Source organism: Desulfobacula toluolica Tol2 (assembly GCF_000307105.1).
In the GTDB taxonomy this organism is placed as follows: domain Bacteria; phylum Desulfobacterota; class Desulfobacteria; order Desulfobacterales; family Desulfobacteraceae; genus Desulfobacula; species Desulfobacula toluolica.
The window spans coordinates 4,997,037-5,019,888 of sequence record NC_018645.1 but is presented as its reverse complement, the minus strand read 5'-3'; the positions used below and the strand labels follow the sequence as shown (position 1 = coordinate 5,019,888).

Here is a 22,852-nt window from a genome sequence, read left to right as displayed (position 1 = left end):
AGTGAAAAGCTTTAAAGGGCAGTTTTTTTATAGATAAGATAAAATCAAACTATTTAATTTTAAATTGTAGAATAATCAAAAAATGTTGTGCAATATTCTACAATAACCCATGCTATTAAAAGCAGTATTTCGTTTCTTTGCCTATAAAATTTAATAATCATAAAGAGTTGCAGGCTTTGGTACATAAAATGCTTTTAATGTCCATTAAGCTGAAATTTTAAAAGGGGTTGAATGGAGGAAAACAATTAAAATGAGAAAAATAATTGTGTTACTGATTTTATTGAGTCTCAGTATTCTGTTGCCGCACCACTCTTTTTCTTTTGTAGACAGCAACGAAGAAATTTTTAAAGAAGAAGCTCTGGCAATTGAAAAAAAATTTTCAAAAACCCTGTTCTTGTCAGATCTGCTCAAGTATGCTTATGTATCCAACCCTTCAATCACAGCTTCAAAAGAATCATGGAAAATTTTTATTGAAAATTACCGTATCGGTAAAAGTTATCCCGATCCTCAGCTTATGGCCACCTATTTTCCGTCGCCCATAGAAACTCGCCTGGGACCACAGGATTGGAACATAACGCTGTCACAGGCAATCCCTTTTCCCGGAAAACTTACCCGTCAAGGCAAAATTCTGGAGGCGGATACAAAAATTTCCAAGCTCAAGCTGGACAAGACCATAAAAAATATTGTGACATCAATTTCAGCCTCATTTTATGAATTGATTTACATTCAAAAAGCTGTGAACATTGCACTGGCTAATTTTAATTTAAATCAGGAATTGATAAAAATAAGTGAAACCGCATATGTTCAGGACAAGGCATTGTTTTATGATATTTCCAAAGCCCGTGCCCAGACGGCACAGATCCGGTATGATATTCTTCTTTTGAAAGAATTGGAACAAGCGGAAAAAGCACGGATAAACACCCTGTTAAACAGAGCGCCGGATGCTGTGCTGGGCAAGGCTTCAGATCTTGTACTCAGGGATGTTGCGTACGGACTCAATGAGATTTACGCTCTTTGCATGATCCACCAGGAAGATGTTTTAATTGCCAAAGAAACAGTTCAAAAATTTGATGAAGCTGTTAAACTGTCCGGGTATGAATCCCTTCCTTCCTTTAAGCTGGGGCTTTTTTATGCTTCCATTGGTGATCCCGATGTGCCAACGCCTCCAAAAGATGCTGGAGATGATGCGATCGGAGTTCAGCTCGGGTTGAGCCTCCCGTTATGGTTTGGGAAAAATAAAAGTCAAATATCCAAAGCCACAGCGTCCAAACGAAAAGCCAAAGCAGATCAACTTGTCATCGCAAATCAGATAAAAGAGAAAATCAGCAGGCTCTGGTTCAAGCTTCAAAATTCGAAACGATTGGTGACCCTGTACGAAAAAGAGCTGATTCCTCAGTCCATGCGGTCTGTTCAAACCGCTGAAACCTGGTTCAGGCATGGCGACGGCAGCTTTGCCGATTTGCTTGAAATCCAGGCAACCGCTTATAATTTTCAATTGTCCCTTGCCCGGGCAAAAGCGGATTACGGCAAAACACTTGTTCAGCTTGAACAATTGGCAGGCGTTGTCCTGGACAAACAGATAAAGGACAAACAGATAAAGGATAAAAAGATCAAGAAAAACAAAGGAGACCGTGATTCATGAAAATAAAAACAGCGATCATGTTGACCCTCGGGTTGTTTTATATGTCTCCTTTGTATGCAGAATATTCGGAAATGACACGGGCACTGGAAAATTATACCCCCCCGGGATATTACACCCGGGCATTGGAATTTGATGAACAGCGCCTTGACTCTTCTGCTGAATCAAGCCCGATTGATTCAAGTCAGGATAGCGAGGCGGTTTTTTTCCGAATAAAAGATCTGAAGCAGGCCTATGAGAAAAAAATAAGCAATGGCCATGAGAATTTTTTCCTGTCCGACATTGACACAAAGACATTTAAACGGCTGGCGGAGATTGCTTCAGACCCGGAGGCGGTCCGTCAGATCATCAATCAAAAGTTAAACATGCATGAAATAGCAGTCATTGCCGGGTTGAGAAATCCAGCGGTTCTTGCGGCACAAAAAAAGATAAAGGCTGAGCTGGAGTCGTTTAACCAAGTGATGGCTCTTGATGAAACTTTAAAGCAATACACGGCTTTTACCGAGGGCATTAACAATAAAATCGGGCCGCTTAAAATGAAGGGGTCCATGAAACAAACTTATCCTTATCCAGGCTTGACCTCTCTTAAAGGCGGGGTCATTCATCACCAGGTAGCTGCATTGGTGGAAAAAATGAGGATAGCGCAAAAGACTGTTATCACACAGACTAAAAACGCCTACTGGGATATTGTTTTTATCGGGCAATCAATGCGCTCAACGTCTGAAACCCTTGATGCATTTGACCGGCTTAAAGATGTTGCAACCACATTATACAAGAGCGGCAAAACCAGTTTCCAGGATATTATTAAAATCAATATCAAGATTGAAGTCTTAAAAGAAGATCTTATAACGCTTGCATCCAAAAAGAAAAATTTTGAAGTACGGCTTTGGGAACTTTTAAACCTTGAGCCGGACACCCGGATGGGGGAAATAGTGTTAAGCCAGCCGGATAAACACCTTCCTGACCCTGAAAACCTTTACCTCCTGGCCCGGCAAAACCGCCAGGAACTAAGCTTTGTCCGGCATCAGATTCGTAAAGTTAAAAATATGGTGGAAATGGCGGAATCCATGATACAAGAACCTTTTACGTTTAGCTTTTCCTTGTATGAAGATGAGGCTATAAATTCTGTTGGTACGGGTGCCCCCAAACCCTCTTTTCCGGAAAAAACCATGGCATCCATGAAAACCGGCAGCCCGTTAAAACCCTGGTACGGCATTGATGGCCCATGGCTGAATCAAACAAGGCAAAAGCTTTTGAGCCTGGAGCAAACCCTTGTTCAACAGGAAAATGCCACGGATCGAATGGTAAGAGAAGCCTGGTTTGAGGCGGATAAAAACAAGCGTGAACTTGCTCTGTATAAAAAAAAGATTCTGTCCTTGTCCCAATCAGCCCTGGATGTTTCCATCCGGGAGTATGAATCCGGTTCAATCCCTTTTTCCCAGGCAATAGATTCTTACACAAACTTGCTGGTTGTACAACTGACCATCGCGAAAAAACAAACAGACCTGGGCCGTTCAATGGCAGCTCTTGAAAAGATCGTTGGCATCGGTTTTTAAATAATGAAAACCTTAGAGGAACGTTAACATGGAACAAAACAACAACAACAAAAAACGTATGATTTTTACGATTTTAATCACTGCCGTAGTGACCGGTTTGGTTTTTTGGACGATATTCGGGATGATGACCATGTATAAGGGTCAAGGCAAGCATGGCAATGAAGATGGCAATACGTCAGGCCCGGCTGAATCGCAAAACACAGACCCGACTGAACGCAAAATTATTTATTGGCGCGCCCCAATGGATCCCATGGAAATTTATGACGAGCCTGGCCAAAGCAAAATGGGTATGGATCTGGTTCCGGTTTATGAGGATGATGTTGCAGGGGATTCAAAAAGCAGCGAGCGGAAAATCGTTTATTGGAAGGCTCCCATGGACCCGACTGAAATTTATGAACAGCCCGGTAAAAGCAAGATGGGAATGGATCTTGTGCCGGTTTATGAGGACGATTTTGTGGGGGGAGTTGATATAAAGATAGACCCTGTTGTGGAACAGAACATGGGTCTGAAAATTGAAAAAGCAGCAAAAAGCTTACTTCACCATACCATAAAAACCTATGGCCATATTACCTTTGACGAAACCAGAACCGGTATGATAACCCAGAAGGCGGGCGGATGGATAGAAAAGCTGTATGCCGATTATACAGGTTTTTTTGTGACAGCGGGACAGCCCCTGTATGAAATCTATTCTCCTTCTCTTCTGGCCGCTCAGGAAGAATATTTGTCCGCCTTTAAAAATGTTCAAAAAAGTAATACCCGCCTGAACCTGGACTTTCTTGTATCAGCCAAAAAAAGACTCACTTATTTTGATATTGCAGACACGGAAATCAAGGCCCTTGAAAAAAGCGGAGAGGTAAAAAAAACTTTGATTGTCCGGTCTGCGTTGACAGGCGTTGTCACTCAAAAGAACATTGTTGAAGGGTCTTTTGTCAAGCCCGGCACCCCTATGTTTACGATTTCAGATCTGTCGCGTGTCTGGGTGGAGGCCCATATTTTTGAGTATGAGCAGAACCTGGTATTCAAAGGCCAGGAAGTTGAAATGACCCTGTCGTATCATCCCGGGAAAATTTATAATGGAAAAATATCCTTTATTTTTCCCTATCTCCAGCAAAAAACAAGGGATGTCATCATCCGGATTGATTTTGACAATAAGAATGACGAACTCAAGCCGGATATGTTCGTGAGAATAAAAATAAAAACCGGAGCCGGCAAGATCGGGATTTCAATCCCGTCGGAAGCCGTGATTCATTCAGGAGAAAAAAAGATTGTTTTTGTGGCCAGGGGAGACGGAAAATACACCCCCCGGGAAATACAGACCGGTATTTATCTGGATAACGGCCGGGTGGAAATTTTAAGCGGTCTTGCCCAGGAGGACAGCGTTGTGATTTCAGGGCAGTTCCTGCTGGATTCGGAATCAAAGTTAAAAGAAGCCATTCAAAAAATGATTGAATCCAAATCCGCTCCCGAGAAACAAGAGGTTCAGGATGATTTTTTTGAGGACATGGAAAACAATGACGACTTTTTCAAAGATATGGACTAACCGCCACGGGCAGACTTGGCCATTTTTTACAACAACCTGGTCATCCTGGTTTGTCAACAACGAGATATGAAACACTGACTTTCTTATAAGAAAATGTGGAATAATAAGGGGGGAGATATCCCATGATAGATAAGATAATCGAATGGTCTGTCCATAACCGGTTCATGGTGATCCTTGCAACCCTTTTTATCATTGCCACCGGAGTGTTCGCCATGTTGAAAACCCCGCTGGATGCCATTCCGGATCTGTCTGATGTTCAGGTGATTATTTATACCGAATATCCGGGTCAGGCACCCCAGGTGGTGGAAGACCAGGTTACCTATCCTTTGACCACGGCCATGCTAAGTGTTCCTTTTGCAAAAGTTGTCCGAGGGTATTCATTTTTTGGAATTTCCTTTGTCTACCTCATCTTTGAAGATGGTACGGATATTTACTGGGCAAGATCCAGGGTAATGGAATATCTCAATTTTGTCTCCGGCCGTCTTCCCGAAGGCGTTATGCCGAGCCTGGGACCGGACGCCACAGGGGTCGGATGGATATACGAGTATGTACTGAAAGACACGAGTGGAAAAAATGATCTTCAAAAGCTTCGCTCCATCCAGGACTGGTTTTTAAGATATGAGCTGACAGCGGTTCCAGGTGTTTCGGAAGTTGCAAGCATTGGCGGCTTTGTAAAGCAATACCAGGTGGAAGTGGATCCGAACAAGCTGATGGAGTATAATATTCCCATCCAGAAAATCAGGAACGCCATCAAACGGTCCAACTCTGATGTGGGGGGCAAGCTTGTTGAAATGGGAGAAACCGAATTTATGGTGCGGGGTTTGGGGTATATAAAATCGGTTGAAGATATACAGAATATTGCCGTTTCCTTTGATAAAAAAGGAACCCCTGTTTTATTAAAAGATGTTGCCAATGTTCACATCGGACCGGAACTTCGGCGTGGTATCCTTGAGTGGAACGGGCAAGGGGAAACCGTTGGCGGTATCGTGATCATGCGGTATGGAGAAAATGCCCTTGAGGTCATTAAAAAGGTCAAGCAAAAATTAAAAGACCTTGAAAAAGGGCTTCCCCCAGGAGTTGAGATCATTACCGGCTATGACCGGTCAGCACTCATTGAACGGGCGGTTGAAACCTTAACAAGAAAACTGACCGAAGAGATGATCGTTGTGACTCTGATCTGCATCCTTTTTTTATTGCATTTCAGGTCGGCTTTTGTGGCTATTTTTACTTTGCCAGTGGGTATTTTAATGTCTTTTTTAATCATGTATCCCATGGGGATTAATGCCAATATCATGAGCCTTGGCGGAATCGCCATTGCCATCGGCGTGATGGTGGATGCATCCATTGTCCTTGTTGAAAACGCCCACAAGCACCTTCAACGGGACAAAGGGAAAATAAGCCACACCCAGATTATTATCAATGCCTCAAAAGAAGTTGGTCCGGCCCTTTTTTTCAGCCTTTTGATCATTACCATTTCTTTTTTGCCGGTGTTCAGTCTGGGAGAACAGTCCGGACGGATGTTTCGACCACTGGCTTATACAAAGACAACAGCCATGGCAGCGTCCTCCCTTCTTGCCATTACGATAATTCCCGTTTTGATGACGTTTTTTGTGCGCGAAACCCCTGTTGATCCTGAATTGCCATTAAATAAAAAACGCCGAATCTGGATTTTTGCCATTGCGGGACCACCTGTCGGCGTTATCCTGGCTGGTTTGCTTGGCGTGAATCTGCCTGATTTAAGTCTGGTTGCGGCAGTGACGCTTTCAATTTTTCTTTTTTTCTGCCTGAGTCCTCAGAAAATTATTTCAGAAAAGAAAAATCCCATCAGCCGGTTTTTGATATGGGTTTATCTGCCGGTCATCAACCTTGTATTAAAATGGAAAAAAACAACTGTTCTGGTATCCCTTGCTGCCGTTTTAATATCTTTATATCCAATGACCCGAGTGGGAAGTGAATTTATGCCGCCTTTGAACGAAGGGGATATTTTGTACATGCCAACGACCCTGCCGGGAATTTCCATCACAAAGGCCAAAGAGCTGTTGCAGCAGACCGATAAGATTATCCAGAGATTTCCGGAAGTCAAAACCACTATGGGTAAAATCGGTCGGGCCGAAACCTCAACCGATCCTGCACCCTTGTCCATGATCGAGACTGTGATCATGTTAAGGCCTCAGATTGAATATGAAACAATTGAAAAGCTTCGTTTTTTTTCAGGCTGGCCCGGATGGCTGAAAAAACCATTGACCTGGATCTGGCCTGAAACAATCAAGGGTGAAAAACTCCATGAATGGCGAAAGAAAAAAATTGACCGTTTTTTTTTAAACTGGCCCGGATTTTTAAAAGAACCGCTGTCATGGGTTTTGCCTGAAGAGCGCTATATTACCATCAAAGAACTGACCGATGACCTGGAGCGGGCGGTCCGGTTCCCAGGATTGACCAATGCATGGACCATGCCCATCAAAACAAGGATCGATATGCTTTCCACCGGGATTAAAACACCCGTGGGCATTAAAATCATGGGGCCTGATCTTGCAATCCTGGCTCAAATCGGAGAAACCATTGAGGCTACTTTAAGGAACTCCCCTGGAACCCTTTCGGTTTTTTCAGAGCGTGTTACCGGCGGAAACTATCTGGATTTTAAAATAAACAGGGAAAAGATCGCCCGGTACGGTCTTGTGGTGCAGGATGTACAGGATATCATCAAGACGGCCATTGGCGGAATGAATGTGACCCATACCATTGAAGGCCTTGAACGATACCCGGTTAACTTAAGGTACAACAGGGAACTGAGGGACAATATTGATATGATCAAGCGGGTCATGGTGCCTACACCGGCCGGAGCCCAGGTTCCCTTGACTCACCTGGCGGATATTTCCATCCACAAAGGCCCTGCAGGCATCAAGAGCGAAAATTCAAAACGGACGGCCTGGGTGTATGTTGATATCAAAGACGTTGATCTGGGAACTTATGTTAAAATGGCCAAAGAGCTTGTGAACAAAGATGTGGATCTGCCGGCAGGTTATTCCATTCTTTGGGCCGGACAGTATGAATACATGGAAAAAGCCAGAAAAACCTTGAATATTATTATTCCGGCTACTTTGCTGGTTATTTTTATTCTTCTGTATATCCATTTTAATAATATTATGGAGGTTATCATCGTCATGGCCAGCCTTCCGTTTGCTTTGCTGGGCGGAATCTGGCTTGTGTACCTGCTGGGTTATAATATGTCAGTTGCCGTGGGAGTAGGGTTTATAGCTCTTGCAGGGCTTGCAGCAGAAACAGGGATTGTCATGCTGGTCTACCTGGATGAAGCATTTAACCGAAAAAAAGGATTAAAACGGATGAACTCTTTAAAAGATCTTCACGAATCAATCATTGAAGGTGCCGTGGACAGGGTTCGTCCTAAAATAATGACTGTTGCCACAACGTTAATCGGTTTATTGCCGGTCATGTACGGCTCCGGGGCAGGATCACAGATCATGAAGCGCATTGCCGCCCCCATGGTCGGCGGGCTTATCTCTTCAACCGTCATGACCCTGGTTATCATACCCGTAATTTATAACGTTTGGAAAACATGGAAACTAACTTCCAAACAAGAAAGGAAAAACCAATGAAAACATTTTTTAAATCCCTGATTGCCGTATTTTTTATCGCTTTTTTTTCTGCCGGTGCTGTTTTTGCCGGCGATACGCCAGCTCATGTCATGCAGGGTCATGACATGAAAGCGCCGGACATGAAAGACCACGGCATGAAAGACAATCACATGCAGGGTCACGATATGAAGGTGCCGGATATGAAGGACCATGGCAAAGAGATGCCGGGCAGGTTCGGCGATCTGATTCATGAATCTGTCGTTGACGGCTATACCATGTCCTACTATTTTATGGATATGCGGGATATGAAAAACGATACCAATGATAAGGACTCCATGGATATGGACAAGTCCAAATCCCATGGTATGGCGCAAATGGACAAACCCCACCATATCATGGTGTATCTAACTGATCAGAATCATACCCCTGTTTTGAAAGGGAAAGTGGGTTTTGTGATAAAAGATGCCCGGGGCAAGGCCCAGAAAATCATGGGTATGTTCATGAGCAACGGCTTCGGAGCAACCGCGGATATGAAGAAAAAAGGCGTTTATACCATTACAACCAAAGCGGTTCTGGGAAATAAAAAACTGATGGACCGGTTTGATTATGAAATAAAATAATTTTTTACCTGCAGTGCAAACACAAAGGTGCTGTTAACCTGGAAGTTGGCGGCACCCTGACCACCCGCCGGTTATCCTTTAAACCTGGATCGTGAGTTCGAAGCTCACCATCTTCGCTTTTTTTATGGGGAGAGCTAAAACATCTTAATTCCGTATCACCTGACCCACAGAGGAGAGGATATGGGAAAATCGTTGACCGTTTTTTGAGTTTTTTTTATAGAGTTTCAGGCAGCTTTGAACAATGTGCAATACATCGTCATGGGTGTGTAATCCTACAACTTCCATGGCAAGCCTGGGATGGCGGCCCAGTCTTCCGCCCAGCATCACCCGGAAGCCTTTTTCTTTTTGCTGCAGGGTTCCGCCGGGACAGGCTGTTATGCACTTGCCGCACATCAAACAATGCTCATCACCAATCAAAGGGATAACATCCCCTTTATCAAGTGTAATGGCATTTTCATCACAAACATCCACACAGTTTCCGCAAAAAGTACACGGTTCATCACAAATTCCCGGAAATATTGCTCCAATAATACCGATATCAACGATCTGCGGTCTTGAACAGGCATTGGGGCAGTCGGCAAGCACCACCCGGAATTCATGATGAAATTTTAAGTCTCCGCTTACATTTGCTTTTAAAAATGCAAGCAAATTTTCTTTTTCAAAAATTATCTCAATATCCGCTGCAAGTCGGGTACACGAATTTGCCGTATTTGGACACCCTGAACTTCCAAAACAGGTAGAGACCTCATACCCTTTGATCTCTTTTTCCATGCCGCCCCTGGACAGGAATTTTTTTTTCAATTCCGTCACATCAGAAAGGCCAACCAATGTCTTTCCTTTTTGCACGGCAAAGGACTCCACCTTTTTCTTTACTTTTTTCCTTACAAAAAACGGGACTTTTTTAATTTCATCATCAGCTTTTCTGGACCATTTCATGAAATAATTTCCCCTTGGGCGCTGACCACGACTTCCTTAAACGGTATATCCACACCGGACTTTTCAAGGGCTTTTTTAATGATCATGGGCATGGCTGAACAGCAGGGAACTTCCATGATTACGGAAGTGATGGTTTTAATCCCTGAAACCTTGAAAACCCCGGCAAGTTTTTCAACATATTCTTCTGCATTATCAAACTTTGGACACCCGATCATCACGGCCTTTTTGTCCAGAAAATCAGCATGAAAAGTGGGATAGGCCACGGGCACACAATCTGCTGCAATTACAAGATCCGCATCTTTGAGAAACGGTGCCCCTGCAGGAACAAGCTTGATCTGAACCGGCCAGTGCCCCAGGCGTGATTTTTCGCCGGATGCCTGACGTACCGGTTTGTTGGCACAGGCACAAGCTTTTTCCTCGGCCATTGGAAAGGTTTTTATTTGAGATGAAGGACACCCGCAGGCAAGGGGCGCTGCCTTTTTTTCTTTCTTTTGTTTTAGCATCTCTTCAACAGCTGCTTCATCAAAATCATCTGCCTCTCGTTCTATTATTTTTAAAGCATCCTCGGGACAATCGCCAATACAGGCCCCAAGACCATCACAATATTTATCCGCGACCACCTTGGCCTTGCCGTTGATAATTTCAATCGCACCCTCGGCACAGGCAAGGACACAATTACCGCATCCATTGCAAAGTTCTTCGTCTATTTCTATTATTTTTCTGGTTACTTTCATGGTATTCTCCCCATCATATATAAATTTGAATAAGGTTTTTATTTTTCGTCATATTCAAATATATTTTTTATTTTATTTTTATCAATACCTGCCTGGCAAGCTCATTTCCGGCGGCCGTTAAAAATAATCTGTCAAGCTTGGCATGAAATTTTTCATCATCCACGCTGTCTTTTTCTTTGCAGGCTGCCATATGGGCGAGCATGCCTGCATCATGCAGTACCTTGCGGTTTATACCATCATCTTGTGCCGGACGATTGCGATGTTTGATTGTTTCAATGACTTCGTTGATCAAGGATTCTTTGGCACCCAGTTTCTCCATGAGTTCTCCGGCTACTTTCGGGCTCTCTTTTTCAATGTATTCCAGCTCCTCTGAATCGTATTTTTCCCGGGCATTTTTTACGCCGATATCAGACAGATAGGCAGCGCAAAGAACCACGGCAAGGTTGGCTTTCTCTTTTTTTCCTATTTTTTCTGCAAAATTTGCCACTTTTGCTGCATGCCCGATGCTTTTGAAATCCGTTCCAAGGTATCTTTTCATTTCCACTGCCACCCGGTCTTTTAACAGATCATCTCTTTTGGCAACAAATTCTTCAGGCAGGGTGCCAAGACATTGTTCTGCAAATTTGCAATAAGAGGCACAGCCAAAATCCATCTTGGGATTAACAATTTTTTTCTTGCAGTTGGCGCATCTTCGAGTAGCATCATCCTTGAAAAATTCCATGGGATGACCACATTCCGGGCATTTAGTGTCAAAGATGGCATCTCCATTCCAGTATTGAGTATCTTGTCCGGGACATTTCATTTTAAGCCTCCTTTAAACAATTTTCCGGTTAAAAACCGGTTAAAACCGGTGCATGACCCATTCATGCACCGGCCAAACTTTCTTTTTATTTGTTATTTGCCCTGCATCATGGCTTCTACGTCGGCATCAGGCTCTGTAATGAGTTTAATATCAAAGTTTTTCACAAGCACACCCAGTACGGCCGGGGAAACAAACGCCGGCAAAGATGGACCAATGCGGATACCTTTTACACCCAGGTGCAGAAGGGCCAGAAGCACGGCCACCGCCTTTTGTTCGTACCAGCCGATGTCAAAGGATAATGGCAGATCATTGATATCCTCAAGTTCGAAAACCTCTTTTAGCTTAAGGGCAATCACGGCCAGAGAGTAGCAGTCATTACACTGGCCGGCATCCAGCACCCTGGGAATACCTCCGATATCACCAAGATCAAGCTTATTGTACCTGTATTTTGCACATCCCGCAGTCAGGATAACTGCATCTTTGGGCAGTTTTTCAGCAACTTGAGTAAAGTAGTTTCTTCCCTTTTGACGACCGTCACACCCGGCCATCACAACAAACCGTTTGATGGCACCTGATTTTACGGCTTCCACAACCTTGTCCGCCAGGGCTAATACCTGGTTGCGTGCAAATCCGCCGACAATTTTACCTGTTTCTATTTCTTTGGGTGCGTTGCAAGTTTTGGCAAGGGCAACAATGTTTGAAAAATCCTTTGCACCGCCATCTGCCCTGTCCTGAATATGTTTTGTGCCGGGATAGGAGACAACACCCGTTGTGAAAACCCTGTCTTTATAAGTGTTTTTCTTTTTCATGGGGATGATGCAATTGGTGGTCATGAGAATGGGACCGTTAAATGTTTCAAAATCTTCATTTTGATGCCACCAGGACCCCCCGTAATTGCCCTTAAGGTGGGCAAACTTTTTAAAGGCCGGATAATAATTGGCGGGCAGCATTTCACCATGGGTATAAACATCTACGCCGGTTCCTTCGGTCTGTTTTAACAACTCTTCCATGTCTTTAAGATCATGTCCTGAGATCAGTATTCCGGGATTTGATCCCACGCCGATATTGACTTCGGTCAATTCCGGGTGACCATAGGCCGTGGTATTGGCTTCATCCAGAGCTGCCATTGTGGTGACTGCCATTTCTCCGGCCTTAAGTACCATACCGACCATCTCATCTACAGTAAGATCCCGGGTGGTAGAGGCGAGTGCTTCAAATATGAAGTCATAAATTTCATCTTTTTCAATTCCTAAAATGGCTGCATGATCCGCATAGGCGGCAATCCCTTTTAACCCGATGACCAAAAGCTCTCTTAAGGATCTGATATCCTCATTGTCCGTGGCAAGGATTCCAACACTCTCAGCCTTGGTTTTAAAGGTTGATGCATCATCGGAATACCAGACAGCACTTTCATGGAGATCAGTCCCCACTTTGTCTTTGACACTTTCAAACAATTCTTTTTTAACTTTCTGGGCCTGCTGAATCCACTCAATCAATTTTTCATCGTTAAAGTTGACATTGGTGATAGTGGTAAACAGCGCCCGGGCAACAAACAGACCTGCATCTCTGGGTGTTGCCGTACCTTGAGTTCTGGCCTTGTTTGCAATAACCGATATCCCTTTGAGGTTGTAAATTAACAGGTCCTGAAGAATGGCTGTATCATTTTCTTTTCCGCAAACACCTTTTATTGTGCAGCCTTGATTTTTCGCTGTCTCTTGACATTGGAAACAAAACATTTCAATTTCTCCTTATATTTAAATTGACGAATAATTGATCTTTACTTCCTGATTTGAACTTATTATAAAAAAGGACACAAATCCTTGATATAGATCAAGTGAGCTGTTTTTTTTTGATTGTTTTTTAACTGTTAGATTATTTTAGAACCTTATCCGGAGAAGTATACGCCATTAAAAACTTAAAAACAATTCCTCTTTTTTCAGGCCTTTCCAATGAACACCTGGAACAAATAGCTGCCATTGCCTCAACCCTTAAATTTGCCAGGGGAGAAATGATTTTTCATGAAGGGGACAGGGGCGACGGGTTCTATATGGTTGAAAAAGGCAAGATTAAGGTGTTCAAGCTTTCGTTTGACGGTAAAGAGCAGATCCTTCATATTTACGGGCCTGGACATATTTTTGGAGAGGTCCCGGCATTTGAAGGCAAAAATTTTCCTGCTTCGTCTATGGCTCTTGAAAAATCAGATATTCTGTTTCTTCCCAGGGATAAATTTGTAGACTTGATTACCCGTACCCCCGGTCTTGGCATGAACATGCTGGCTGACCTTTCCAGACGCTTGAGGGAATTTACCGTACAGATTGAAAATTTAAGCTTAAAAGAAGTGCCTTCCCGGCTTGCCGCTTATATTATAACCCTTTCAAAAGAACAAAAAAATGAACAACAGGTGATCCTTCCTATATCAAAGGCCCAATTGTCCAACCTGATCGGAACAACGCCCGAGACCGTTTCCAGGATATTAAAAAAAATGATGGCTGCTTCCTTTATTGACGTTCAGACCAAAACCATTTTTATTAAAGACCTTGAAGGGCTGCTTGATCTGTCAAAATCCGGAAGCCTTTCTTGAAATCCGCTATCCGCCTTTTCACGGTCGGTTCGTTTGTTTTGAAGGCTTCTGTCAATATGACAAATGGTATCGACACGGATTCATTATCATGTTATAAATTTAAACTAGGTTTGGTAATAATATAGCTAGGTTTTGTAATAACTGCCACGGGCATACTTGGTTTTTGCTTAAATTTGGGTTTTTGCTTAAATTTGGGTTTTTGCTTAAATTTGGGTTTTTGACTATATTTGCCCGCAACAAAACGTGAAAGTCACGGTTTGGATTTTTTAAGACTTTCATATTAAAAAATAAGGATGAGGATTAATATGAGCAAAAAAAGGATTTTGGTAGTGGATGATGAGCCGGATTTTGTCGCCGTGGTTAAAGCAAATCTTCAGCATGAAGGATATGATGTGGAAGTTGCATATAATGGTGTTGAAGCTCTTGAAAAAGTAAAAGCCAACCCACCGGATGCAATAGTATTAGACGTCATGATGCCTGAAAAAGATGGGTATACAGTTTGCTCGGAACTTAAACATGACGATCAATACTGTGATATCCCGATAGTTCTGCTGACAGCTGTTGCAGAAAATGTAACTTCCAGCCGCTATTCTCATTCAAGTGGTATCAATCTGGAAGCAGATGATTTTTTGTCAAAACCGGCATCACCTGAAGAGATATTGAAAAGTTTAAAAGCATTGATGGATTGATCAAATTATAGATAAATCAGGCTCAAAGACAGATCAAACATCAGTTTTTGTCTGCCGGTAAAAGGACGGTAAACTCACTGCCTTTACCAACCTGGCTTTTAACAAGAATTTGTCCGTTCAAGGCATCAACAATGGCTTTGGCAATGGGAAGCCCTAATCCTGTCCCATTGATAAAGCGGGTGTTGTCATCTTTAATGCGATAGAATTTTTCAAAGATCCTGCTAATATGCCGCTGTTCCATGCCGAACCCATTGTCTTTTACAATTACCCGGACATAGTTGTCCTTGGTATCGATTGAGATTAAAATGCTTCCCTGCTCCCGGGTATATTTTATGGCATTTTCAATCAGGTTTCCAAAAACACTTTCAAGGGCAATGGGATCGGCGACCACCGGCGGAATATTTTTTGCAGCAATGTTGAATTTAATTGACTGCTGCTTTTTCTGGGCTGCTGCTGTTAAAAATTCAACAATTTTTCCGATCATATCATCCAAATGTACCTTTACCAGCATCTGTCCTTTATTTCCGGTTTCAATTTTTGAAATATCCAAAAGATCTGCAATCATGGTGATCAGGCTTTTGGTTTTTTCTTTTGCCCGGCCAAGGATGTATTGGTTGTCATCAGAGGAGTCAGGAGCATTGGCTTTGAGAACCATGGCAAGCTGTTCATGAATGACCGATAACGGAGACCTAAGTTCATGGGAAACCTTGGCAACAAATTCGGTTTTGAGGCGATCAAATACTTTTATGGCTGAAATATCCGACAATATCACTACAGCGCCCATACACTCGCCATCCTCTCCTTCAATAGGCCTTGCCTGGGCAAGGACATATCTTTCTTCCGACAGTGAAAATTCGTAATTCTCCGGGGGTTTGGTATCTGTCAAACTGCATTTGGACACCCCCATGATATAGTCACAAAGGCCTTTATCAGCAATATAATGTTCGATTTTTTCCCCAACGCACATATTTTGTGAAAGGCCCAGGTATGTTTTTGATAACGGGTTTATCAGCACAACCTGACCTGACAGATTGGTGACCAGCAGACCATTGGGAAGGTTCTCAATAATTGTTCTTATCCGGCTTTGTTCCGTTTCAAGATCTGCCAGATTTCGTTGTCGCTCAAGTTTTAAGCACTCTGCCTGCCGGGTAAGGCGTATTTTTTCTATGGCCCTTGTAATATTAATTCTCAGTTGATCCGGTGTAAAAGGCTTGGACAAAAAATCATAAGCACCTTTTTTCATGGCCTCAATGGCGGTTTCAACCGTACTGAACCCGGTAATCATGATAACAAGGATTGATTCGTGGTTTTTTCTGATTTGGGTTAACACCTCAAGCCCGTCCATCCCCGGCATTTTGATATCACACAATACAATGCAAATTTTTGATTTTTCAAGGATTTCAAGCCCTTCTTTACCGCTTGCAGCAGTTAAGACCTTGCAGCCCATGCGCTGAAGAATCCGTTCACATCCATCACGGATATCTTTTTCATCATCTATGACAAGGATGTCAATGTCATCATCAATTCCCACTGATAACTCCTTTCATGCCAGGAGGATCCAGCAGCAGCTCAATGATGAATGTTGTACCGCAGCCGACCCGGCTTTCCGCATTAATTGTTCCCCCATGGTCTTCAACAATCCTGTAGGCCAGACTCAATCCGAGTCCTGTCCCTTTTCCCTGATCTTTGGTTGTAAAAAAGGGATCAAATATTTTTAACAGGTTCTCTTCTGATATCCCTGTTCCCGTATCCCTGATTTTAATCACCACCCGGTCTTTTAAAAGCCCCAGTTGTGTTGAAATTGATAACACTCCTTCCCCGTCCATGGCATCGGCTGCATTAAGAATGATATTCATAAAAACATGTTTTATCTTTTGAATGTCAACCGGGATCAAGGGAAGGTTTTTTTGAAACTTTTTTTCAATGGAAATATTTTGAAAAAGAGTTTGATTTTCAACAAGAAATAAGGTTTTTGACAAGGCATGATTAATATCCTGGGGATGCATTTCATTGCCGGTCTGCCGTGAAAATTTCAGCAGTTCTTTCACAATGTTGCTGCAACGCTGCGCATCCTTGAAAATTCGTTTCAAATCATTTTTTGCACCGGCGGGCAGGTCATATTCTTCCATGACAAGCTGGGTGAATAAAGTAATACCGCCCAGGGGATTGTTTAACTGATGGGCAACGCCTGCGGCAAGTTCCCCGAGAGACGACATTTTTTCGGCTTGAAGTAGTTGAATCTGGGTTTTTTCAAGTTCAGCCTCCATTTTCAATGTATCTCTTAAGTCATGAAAAAATCCAAGGGTTGCCGCTTCCTTCTCATCATGGTAAACAATGGCAGCATTCATATTGATGGGAATGAGTTCCCCTGTTTTTCTCTTAATGTTCACCCGAAACGATCGAACTCTTCCTTTTTCTCCATATTGATCGCTTCTGAGCATACGCATGACCTGTTTTGCACCATCACCTGGATAAAGCTCGCGAATGTCCTTTTTACCGATGACTTCATCCACTTCATACCCGGATATTTCACATGCAGCATCATTAAAAATAAGAATTTTTCCTTTCATGTCCGAAGCAATAACACCGTCCACAGCACTTTTGATCAGTTTGTTTAAAAACTCATCAGACTGGTGAAGTTTTCTCTCCATTTTTTCCATTGTAGAGACCGGAAACTCCATGATGACAAGGGAAATGATTTCTTTGTTTGAAAAAATCGGATATGAATACAGGTAAGATAATTTCTCAGGAGCACAGGGTGCGTCACGACATTTTTTTATAACGGATTTGCCTGTTTGAAGAACTTCTTTGGCCGGACAGTTATAACAGGGAATTTTTCTGTTGTAGAGTGCTTTATAGCAAAGCTTTCCCTGTATAACTGATCCGGGGACAGTCCGGCCCCGGTTGCCGGACAATATCTTAAACTCCGGGGATATAACAATGATTGATGGCTTGATGGAATCAATAGCTTTTATCAGCAGATCCTGTTCCATACCAATCCTCTTATGGGGTGTTTATCAAACTTCAGGTCTTGGTAAAACCTTTGCCCTTTCAGCAATTTCAGGAACCTTATGTTCCCATTCAATGGCCATTAAATGAACGCCTGCCACACCTTTCATCTCCTTGAATTCTGCAATTTGCTCACAGGCGATTTTAATCCCCTCATCAGCCACTTTTTTCCTGTCAACACCTTCAAGGCGCTTGATGATCTCATCCGGCACATCCATTCCAGGTACTTTGTTTTTCATGTACTTGGCCATACCAAGGGTTTTCAGGGGAGTTACGCCAGGAAGGATATACACTTTTTCTGTCAGTCCCATATCATTAGCCATTTTTATCCATTCCCTGATTCTTTCCATGTTGTAGACACACTGGGTCTGGATAAAATCCGCACCAGCAGCCACTTTTTTTGCCAGACGGTGAATACGCCACTCAAAAGGCTGGGCAAAAGGATTTGCAGCAGCCCCGATAAACATTTTCGGTGGTTCGTCAATATCATCGCCACCAAGGAACTTGCCTTCATCCCGCATTTTTTTTACCATGGCAACAAGCTGGATAGAGTCAATATCAAATACGCCTTTGGCATTGGGGTGATCCCCGAATTTCTGGTGATCGCCGGAAAGACAGAGGATATTTCGAAGACCAAGGGCATATGCCCCCAATATGTCTGCCTGCATTGCCAGGCGGTTCCTGTCACGGCAGACCATCTGGTAATTTGGTTCAAGGCCTTCTGCGGCCAGAATCAGGGCTCCTGCCCAGCTGGACATCCTGACCATGGCAGTCTGATTGTCGGTAATATTGACCATGTCCACCATGCCTTTGAGAGGTGCGGCTTTTTCCTTAATGACCTGAATGTTGCTGCCCCGTGGTGGTCCAAGTTCTCCGGTAAAAGCAAAATGGCCAGCGGTTAATATTCTTTCAAGTTTACTTCCTGATTTCATTTTCAAAGATCCTCATAAATTTTTTTTTCATCAACAGCATTTTATTCTTTGTCATATTGTGGGTAAACACCCTGGCTTCTGCAGATTCGCCTGGCCAGTGAAATCATCTCGGGTATATCAATTCCCATGGGGCAATAACAACGGGTACACAAAACACATCGTTCCCATACAATATCCCTTATCTCCCCAAGATCCAGTTTGTCCACATTTCCTTTTCTTTTATATAAAACGCCCACTGAATTTAAAAGTTTATATGACGGCATGTATTTGGGATCTTTATCCCGGCTCATAAATAAAAAACAACTCTCCGCACAAAGAGAGCAGTGGGCACATGCCTTTAAAGACAATTTCATCTTTGCCTTTTTTTCATCCAGTATGGCGCGTATTTCATTGCTGTCAACGCCAGCAGTATTTTTTTTTCTAAACATTTGATTCTCCGGTCTGACATTAGTTGAACAAATAAAATCAGTTGAACAAATAAAAAATACAGTTTACCAAGCTCTGTCTCCGTTGCCGAGACTATACTCACCGTCAATTTTGAAACGGATGATCAATAAAAAGATCATATGAATGAATTTGGTAAACGGCACCGCCATCAACATGAGTTCTCCGGATAAAATATGAAGCCCGATGACCAGCTTGTAATTTGCAAAAAATTGTTCATACGCAAGGAATCCGCTTATAAAGGGAATCGCAGCAAGGAACAAAAACAGGTAATCTTCAAAGCTTGTAATGAGCCGGACACGATATAAAAATATTCTTCGGTACAGAAAAATCAAGGCGCACAGGATCACAACCAGGGTTAGTCTGTGGGATATGTTTTCCGGCAGGGATACCATACTGATTCCAAAGGCATTGTTCAGTAAAATATTGTGACCCAGGACAAATATGGGCAAAAATAATAACAGAATATGAAAAACCGTAGTGACAATTGTCATGAACGGATTAACCCCGGCAATGGATAACTTGAACCGCAGAGACCATGGCTTTTTGTTTTCAGGGGACGGGGGAGTTGAAATAAATTTTCCAGGTCCTGCACTGAGCTGTATTCTTTCCGGTTTGGACATCAAAGAAGAAATCCTGAAAATCTGAAACAAAGTTCCAAAGATGAATACAATAAAAGAAACCCATACCATGGGGCCTTTTATAAAATCATAGGCAAATGCCCATGAAAAAATGGTTGAAAATTCCATAATATACAATTCATTTAACAATTAGGGTTGACAGTATAGCCTGAAACGATTGTCAGACTGTAAAACGTCTATATTTTCTTGGCCCATAAAACCTGTCAGGCCAGATACCTTTTCTCGTAAGGTTCCTGAACAATGGTCCTGGGGGTCTGGTTCTGCCACATCATTGGCGGCTGTACCTTCAGGATATCATCCAGGCGGTCCTGCTCTTTTAACCGGTTGTAGATATCCTGCCATGCACAGGGTATCTCCGGGCTGATTTCACAATATCCGTTATTGGTGCCGCCGCACGGGCCATTGAACAATCCTTTGGAGCATCGGGTCACAGGGCAGATACCACCGGTATACCCCAGGACACAATGACCGCATGCTCTGCATTTTTCTTCATACATGCCAAGGGCCCTGTCAATTCCGATGGAAACCGTATTGACAGCCGGGTGAACCGGAATCATGGGGAAACGTTCTGCCATATTCTGAACACCAGCACCACAGGCCATTGAAAGGATACAATCGTATTGACCCACCTTTTTCTCAAGCTCTTCTAAAAATTCTTCATTGCACTGGCGTTCTACTGTATATGCATCAAACCGCTTATGGATGGTTTCTTTTTTCAAAGAAAGATCAAGTTCCAGATTTAATGCATTAACTTCTCTTTGACCACCGGCAAGACAGACGGAAACACACCCTCCGCAGCCGACGGTCAAGATTTTTTCGTACCCGCCTATGGCCTCTTTAATTTCTTCCAGGGGTTTTCTTTTTGCTTTTACCACTTTTTAATCTCCAAGGTGTTAGCTGTTATTGGTATTATTTTTTCTGGGTATGACATTCACCGCAAAGGGTCGGGCCTTTTTCTTCAGGCGCAAAGCTATACTGATCATGGCATTTTACGCATTGATGATGAAAGGCTTCTTTTCTCTCTACTTTTGATTGTTCCTGGTGACAGGAGGCACACAAAATATCAGGATTGCCTTCTTCAAGATCCGACTCATCCAGTACATTTTCTCCATTTTCCATAACATGGTGGCACTCTAAGCACTCAAAGCCCTCCATATGAAGTTCATGGGGAAATGCAACAGGACCGCGAGTCTTAGTTCCGCCAAGTTCGATGTTCTCGGTGTAAGCAAATACCCCTGACACAAACACATAACCGGACACAAAGATACAACCTGTAAAGATTAAAAGGCATTTCAAAATGATCAAACTGATTTTGTTTTTATAAATCATTAATTTTTTACTCCATAAAAACCATTTTTATAGTTCAAGCCAAGGTATCTTCTATAAATCATAATCTTTAAAATTTCAAATATTTTTATTGATTAAGGCGGTATTTTGATACAAATATCTTTCAATCTTTCTGCTAATTTAACTCAGCATATGTTCATTGATCAAAAAATAAGAGGTAATGACTATTTTAATTTTTTTGAAAGTATAAAACTAAAGTAAAAAAAACAAAGCCGTTCTTTGCCTTGCGGCTATGAACGACTCATATTAAGAACATTGAATTGTTTCTGGTCTTTAATTTAGTTGGAATTTGTGACAAACATCCTGATTTTTTATCCCTTTAAACTAAAAGGGATTGGATCAAGGGATAAAAACCAGGATGTTATTTGTTGAAAATTTTAATTTAGTTGCCGGCATCATAGGTGCAGGAGGTAAAATCTATCTCCTCACCGCAATTGTCACATTTATGGGGTTTATCAAACTCATCTGAAAAAATTTCTTTTGGCGTGTTGCATTTGGGGCAATTACATGTAAAGGATTTTAAGCTTTTAAACTGTTCAAAACCTGGGCAATGTTGTGGGGTAGTCATAACATCCTCCTTTTGGATTTAATTTTTCATATAAAAGTCTTTAAAAATCAAAACAATAATTTTCATGTTTTGTTGTGGGCAAACAAATGAGAAATACCAGGTTTGCCTTTACCAAATTATTAAAACACGAAGCTTGACGAACATTAAATATTAATTTGTCATAATAGACAAGCTAAAACAAAACTTTAATTTAATTTAATCCAAATTTAAAAGGGTTCTTCCTGTAAGCCCTCCTTTTAAAATCAGTTTGATTTTATCTGTTACTTTATCCAGAGAGATTTCCTCATAAATTTTTTCAAGATAATCAAATTTCCAGTCTGAACCTAGTTTTTCCCAGATTTTTAATCTAAATTCCATGGGGCAAGTTTGTGAATTTATCCCCAGGAGGGAAACCCCCCTTAAAATAAACGGAAATACATTGATAGGCAGATCCGGTGATGCCACATTTCCGCAGCAGGTAACAATGCCGCCGGTTTTAGTTGATTTTATGGCAGCTGCCAGGATTTCACCGCCCACAGTGTCAATAACACCGGCCCATCTCGGCTTTAAAATGGTCTGAGCTGTGTTTTTAAGAAACTCTTTTCTGGCAATGACGGTTTTAACGCCCAGCTTGTCCAGCAAACTGGTGTCTGTTTTTCCGGAGACAGCGGTTACTGAATATCCAAGAAGGGATAAAATACCTGATGTAAGGCTTCCAACTCCTCCCGTGGCACCTGTGACAAGAATGTCCCCATGTTCGGGCCGTATGGTTTGTATCAGTTTAAAAACAGACATGCCGGCGGTCAATCCGGCCGTTCCCCATATCATGCTCTGCTTCAGGCTCAGCCCATCCGGCAGTTTGACCACCCAGGCTCCTGGCACACGAATATACTGCCCAAAACCTCCGGGCGTGTTCATGCCCAGATCATAACTTGTCACAATGACCTTTTCTCCTTTTTTAATCGTGTCAATACAGCTTTTTTCAACAATGCCGGCCGCATCAATTCCTGGAGTATGAGGGTATTGTTTTGTGACGCCGCGATTGCCAGTGGCTGACAATGCATCCTTATAATTCAAAGAAGAATAACAGACCCGAATCAGAACCTCGTTATCCGGCAGGTCATTTATAAAGGCCTTTTTTACCTGCTGCGCGAATTCATTTTTTTTAATTTCTTCAACAATCAATGCATTGTATGAAAGATTATCCATATCCATCATCCTTAGATAATTTTAATGATTGGA

General features: G+C 42.4%; 20 protein-coding genes. 7 read left to right on the top strand and 13 right to left on the bottom strand.

Going from position 1 to position 22,852, the window contains the following annotated elements:
• Window positions 1-250: 250 nt before the first annotated feature.
• The 5 genes from TOL2_RS22420 (at window position 251) to TOL2_RS22400 (ending at window position 8,948) form a co-directional block, all read left to right on the top strand.
• Entirely contained in the window at window positions 251-1,642 is a 1,392-nt protein-coding gene (locus TOL2_RS22420) for a TolC family protein (protein WP_014959569.1), read from the top strand.
• A complete protein-coding gene (locus TOL2_RS22415) occupies window positions 1,639-3,195 on the top strand; it encodes a TolC family protein (protein WP_014959568.1) in 1,557 nt (518 codons plus the stop codon). Before TOL2_RS22420 ends, TOL2_RS22415 begins: the two co-directional genes overlap by 4 nt.
• A 28-nt stretch (window positions 3,196-3,223) precedes the next feature.
• A complete protein-coding gene (locus TOL2_RS22410; protein WP_014959567.1) occupies window positions 3,224-4,735 on the top strand; it encodes an efflux RND transporter periplasmic adaptor subunit in 1,512 nt (503 codons plus the stop codon).
• 122 nt (window positions 4,736-4,857) lie between these two features.
• Window positions 4,858-8,349, top strand: coding sequence for an efflux RND transporter permease subunit (locus tag TOL2_RS22405; protein WP_014959566.1), 3,492 nt, complete (start codon window positions 4,858-4,860; stop codon window positions 8,347-8,349).
• Complete coding sequence (locus TOL2_RS22400) at window positions 8,346-8,948, top strand: hypothetical protein (protein ID WP_014959565.1); 603 nt, start codon at window positions 8,346-8,348, stop codon at window positions 8,946-8,948. The genes TOL2_RS22405 and TOL2_RS22400 overlap by 4 nt, the downstream gene beginning before the upstream one ends.
• Window positions 8,949-9,092: 144 nt before the next feature.
• Here the strand turns inward: TOL2_RS22400 and TOL2_RS22395 are convergent, their stop codons facing one another.
• The 4 genes from TOL2_RS22395 to hcp all read right to left on the bottom strand — a co-directional run bounded on the left by TOL2_RS22395 (window position 9,093) and on the right by hcp (window position 13,156).
• Window positions 9,093-9,884 carry a 4Fe-4S dicluster domain-containing protein gene (locus TOL2_RS22395; protein ID WP_014959564.1) on the bottom strand — a complete coding sequence of 264 codons (792 nt, stop codon included), beginning with the start codon at window positions 9,882-9,884 and terminating at the stop codon, window positions 9,093-9,095.
• A complete protein-coding gene (locus TOL2_RS22390; RefSeq protein WP_014959563.1) occupies window positions 9,881-10,618 on the bottom strand; it encodes an ATP-binding protein in 738 nt (245 codons plus the stop codon). The genes TOL2_RS22395 and TOL2_RS22390 overlap by 4 nt, the downstream gene beginning before the upstream one ends.
• Before the next feature lie 67 nt (window positions 10,619-10,685).
• Window positions 10,686-11,420 carry an HD domain-containing protein gene (locus TOL2_RS22385; protein ID WP_014959562.1) on the bottom strand — a complete coding sequence of 245 codons (735 nt, stop codon included), beginning with the start codon at window positions 11,418-11,420 and terminating at the stop codon, window positions 10,686-10,688.
• A gap of 92 nt (window positions 11,421-11,512) precedes the next feature.
• On the bottom strand, window positions 11,513-13,156 hold the full coding sequence (hcp, locus tag TOL2_RS22380; RefSeq protein WP_014959561.1) for a hydroxylamine reductase: 1,644 nt from the start codon (window positions 13,154-13,156) through the stop codon (window positions 11,513-11,515).
• A gap of 128 nt (window positions 13,157-13,284) precedes the next feature.
• Between hcp and TOL2_RS22375 the strand changes: the two genes are divergently transcribed.
• A complete protein-coding gene (locus TOL2_RS22375) occupies window positions 13,285-14,001 on the top strand; it encodes a Crp/Fnr family transcriptional regulator (protein WP_014959560.1) in 717 nt (238 codons plus the stop codon).
• Window positions 14,002-14,306: 305 nt separating this feature from the next.
• Complete coding sequence (locus tag TOL2_RS22370; RefSeq protein WP_014959559.1) at window positions 14,307-14,690, top strand: response regulator transcription factor; 384 nt, start codon at window positions 14,307-14,309, stop codon at window positions 14,688-14,690.
• Window positions 14,691-14,730: 40 nt separating this feature from the next.
• On the opposite strand, the gene TOL2_RS22365 is transcribed toward TOL2_RS22370, so the two are convergent.
• The 9 genes from TOL2_RS22365 to TOL2_RS22325 form a co-directional block, all read right to left on the bottom strand.
• Window positions 14,731-16,221, bottom strand: a complete 1,491-nt coding sequence (locus TOL2_RS22365; protein ID WP_014959558.1) for a hybrid sensor histidine kinase/response regulator — start codon at window positions 16,219-16,221, stop codon at window positions 14,731-14,733.
• The gene (locus TOL2_RS22360) at window positions 16,211-17,683 is read right to left on the bottom strand and encodes an ATP-binding protein (RefSeq protein ID WP_014959557.1); all 1,473 of its coding nucleotides are present in this window, start codon (window positions 17,681-17,683) and stop codon (window positions 16,211-16,213) included. Before TOL2_RS22360 ends, TOL2_RS22365 begins: the two co-directional genes overlap by 11 nt.
• 24 nt (window positions 17,684-17,707) lie before the next feature.
• On the bottom strand, window positions 17,708-18,631 hold the full coding sequence (locus TOL2_RS22355) for a methylenetetrahydrofolate reductase (RefSeq protein ID WP_014959556.1): 924 nt from the start codon (window positions 18,629-18,631) through the stop codon (window positions 17,708-17,710).
• Between the two features lie 41 nt (window positions 18,632-18,672).
• Entirely contained in the window at window positions 18,673-19,059 is a 387-nt protein-coding gene (locus TOL2_RS22350; protein WP_014959555.1) for a (Fe-S)-binding protein, read from the bottom strand.
• 63 nt (window positions 19,060-19,122) lie between these two features.
• The gene (locus TOL2_RS22345; RefSeq protein ID WP_014959554.1) at window positions 19,123-19,824 is read right to left on the bottom strand and encodes a hypothetical protein; all 702 of its coding nucleotides are present in this window, start codon (window positions 19,822-19,824) and stop codon (window positions 19,123-19,125) included.
• A 95-nt stretch (window positions 19,825-19,919) separates the two neighbouring features.
• Window positions 19,920-20,591, bottom strand: coding sequence for a methylenetetrahydrofolate reductase C-terminal domain-containing protein (locus tag TOL2_RS22340; RefSeq protein WP_014959553.1), 672 nt, complete (start codon window positions 20,589-20,591; stop codon window positions 19,920-19,922).
• Between the two features lie 34 nt (window positions 20,592-20,625).
• Window positions 20,626-21,045 carry a cytochrome c3 family protein gene (locus tag TOL2_RS22335; RefSeq protein ID WP_014959552.1) on the bottom strand — a complete coding sequence of 140 codons (420 nt, stop codon included), beginning with the start codon at window positions 21,043-21,045 and terminating at the stop codon, window positions 20,626-20,628.
• A gap of 400 nt (window positions 21,046-21,445) precedes the next feature.
• A complete protein-coding gene (locus TOL2_RS22330) occupies window positions 21,446-21,631 on the bottom strand; it encodes a hypothetical protein (protein ID WP_014959551.1) in 186 nt (61 codons plus the stop codon).
• 195 nt (window positions 21,632-21,826) lie between these two features.
• Window positions 21,827-22,819 carry a YhdH/YhfP family quinone oxidoreductase gene (locus TOL2_RS22325; protein WP_014959550.1) on the bottom strand — a complete coding sequence of 331 codons (993 nt, stop codon included), beginning with the start codon at window positions 22,817-22,819 and terminating at the stop codon, window positions 21,827-21,829.
• Window positions 22,820-22,852: the final 33 nt, after the last annotated feature.

Coding starts and splice junctions, on each gene's coding strand:
- TOL2_RS22420 (WP_014959569.1), top strand. CDS start 251: ATGAGAAAAATAATTGTGTTACTGATTTTATTGAGTCTCAGTATTCTG.
- TOL2_RS22415 (WP_014959568.1), top strand. CDS start 1,639: ATGAAAATAAAAACAGCGATCATGTTGACCCTCGGGTTGTTTTATATG.
- TOL2_RS22410 (WP_014959567.1), top strand. CDS start 3,224: ATGGAACAAAACAACAACAACAAAAAACGTATGATTTTTACGATTTTA.
- TOL2_RS22405 (WP_014959566.1), top strand. CDS start 4,858: ATGATAGATAAGATAATCGAATGGTCTGTCCATAACCGGTTCATGGTG.
- TOL2_RS22400 (WP_014959565.1), top strand. CDS start 8,346: ATGAAAACATTTTTTAAATCCCTGATTGCCGTATTTTTTATCGCTTTT.
- TOL2_RS22395 (WP_014959564.1), bottom strand. CDS start 9,884: ATGAAATGGTCCAGAAAAGCTGATGATGAAATTAAAAAAGTCCCGTTT.
- TOL2_RS22390 (WP_014959563.1), bottom strand. CDS start 10,618: ATGAAAGTAACCAGAAAAATAATAGAAATAGACGAAGAACTTTGCAAT.
- TOL2_RS22385 (WP_014959562.1), bottom strand. CDS start 11,420: ATGAAATGTCCCGGACAAGATACTCAATACTGGAATGGAGATGCCATC.
- hcp (WP_014959561.1), bottom strand. CDS start 13,156: ATGTTTTGTTTCCAATGTCAAGAGACAGCGAAAAATCAAGGCTGCACA.
- TOL2_RS22370 (WP_014959559.1), top strand. CDS start 14,307: ATGAGCAAAAAAAGGATTTTGGTAGTGGATGATGAGCCGGATTTTGTC.
- TOL2_RS22360 (WP_014959557.1), bottom strand. CDS start 17,683: ATGGAACAGGATCTGCTGATAAAAGCTATTGATTCCATCAAGCCATCA.
- TOL2_RS22355 (WP_014959556.1), bottom strand. CDS start 18,631: ATGAAATCAGGAAGTAAACTTGAAAGAATATTAACCGCTGGCCATTTT.
- TOL2_RS22350 (WP_014959555.1), bottom strand. CDS start 19,059: ATGTTTAGAAAAAAAAATACTGCTGGCGTTGACAGCAATGAAATACGC.
- TOL2_RS22345 (WP_014959554.1), bottom strand. CDS start 19,824: ATGGAATTTTCAACCATTTTTTCATGGGCATTTGCCTATGATTTTATA.
- TOL2_RS22335 (WP_014959552.1), bottom strand. CDS start 21,045: ATGATTTATAAAAACAAAATCAGTTTGATCATTTTGAAATGCCTTTTA.
- TOL2_RS22330 (WP_014959551.1), bottom strand. CDS start 21,631: ATGACTACCCCACAACATTGCCCAGGTTTTGAACAGTTTAAAAGCTTA.
- TOL2_RS22325 (WP_014959550.1), bottom strand. CDS start 22,819: ATGGATAATCTTTCATACAATGCATTGATTGTTGAAGAAATTAAAAAA.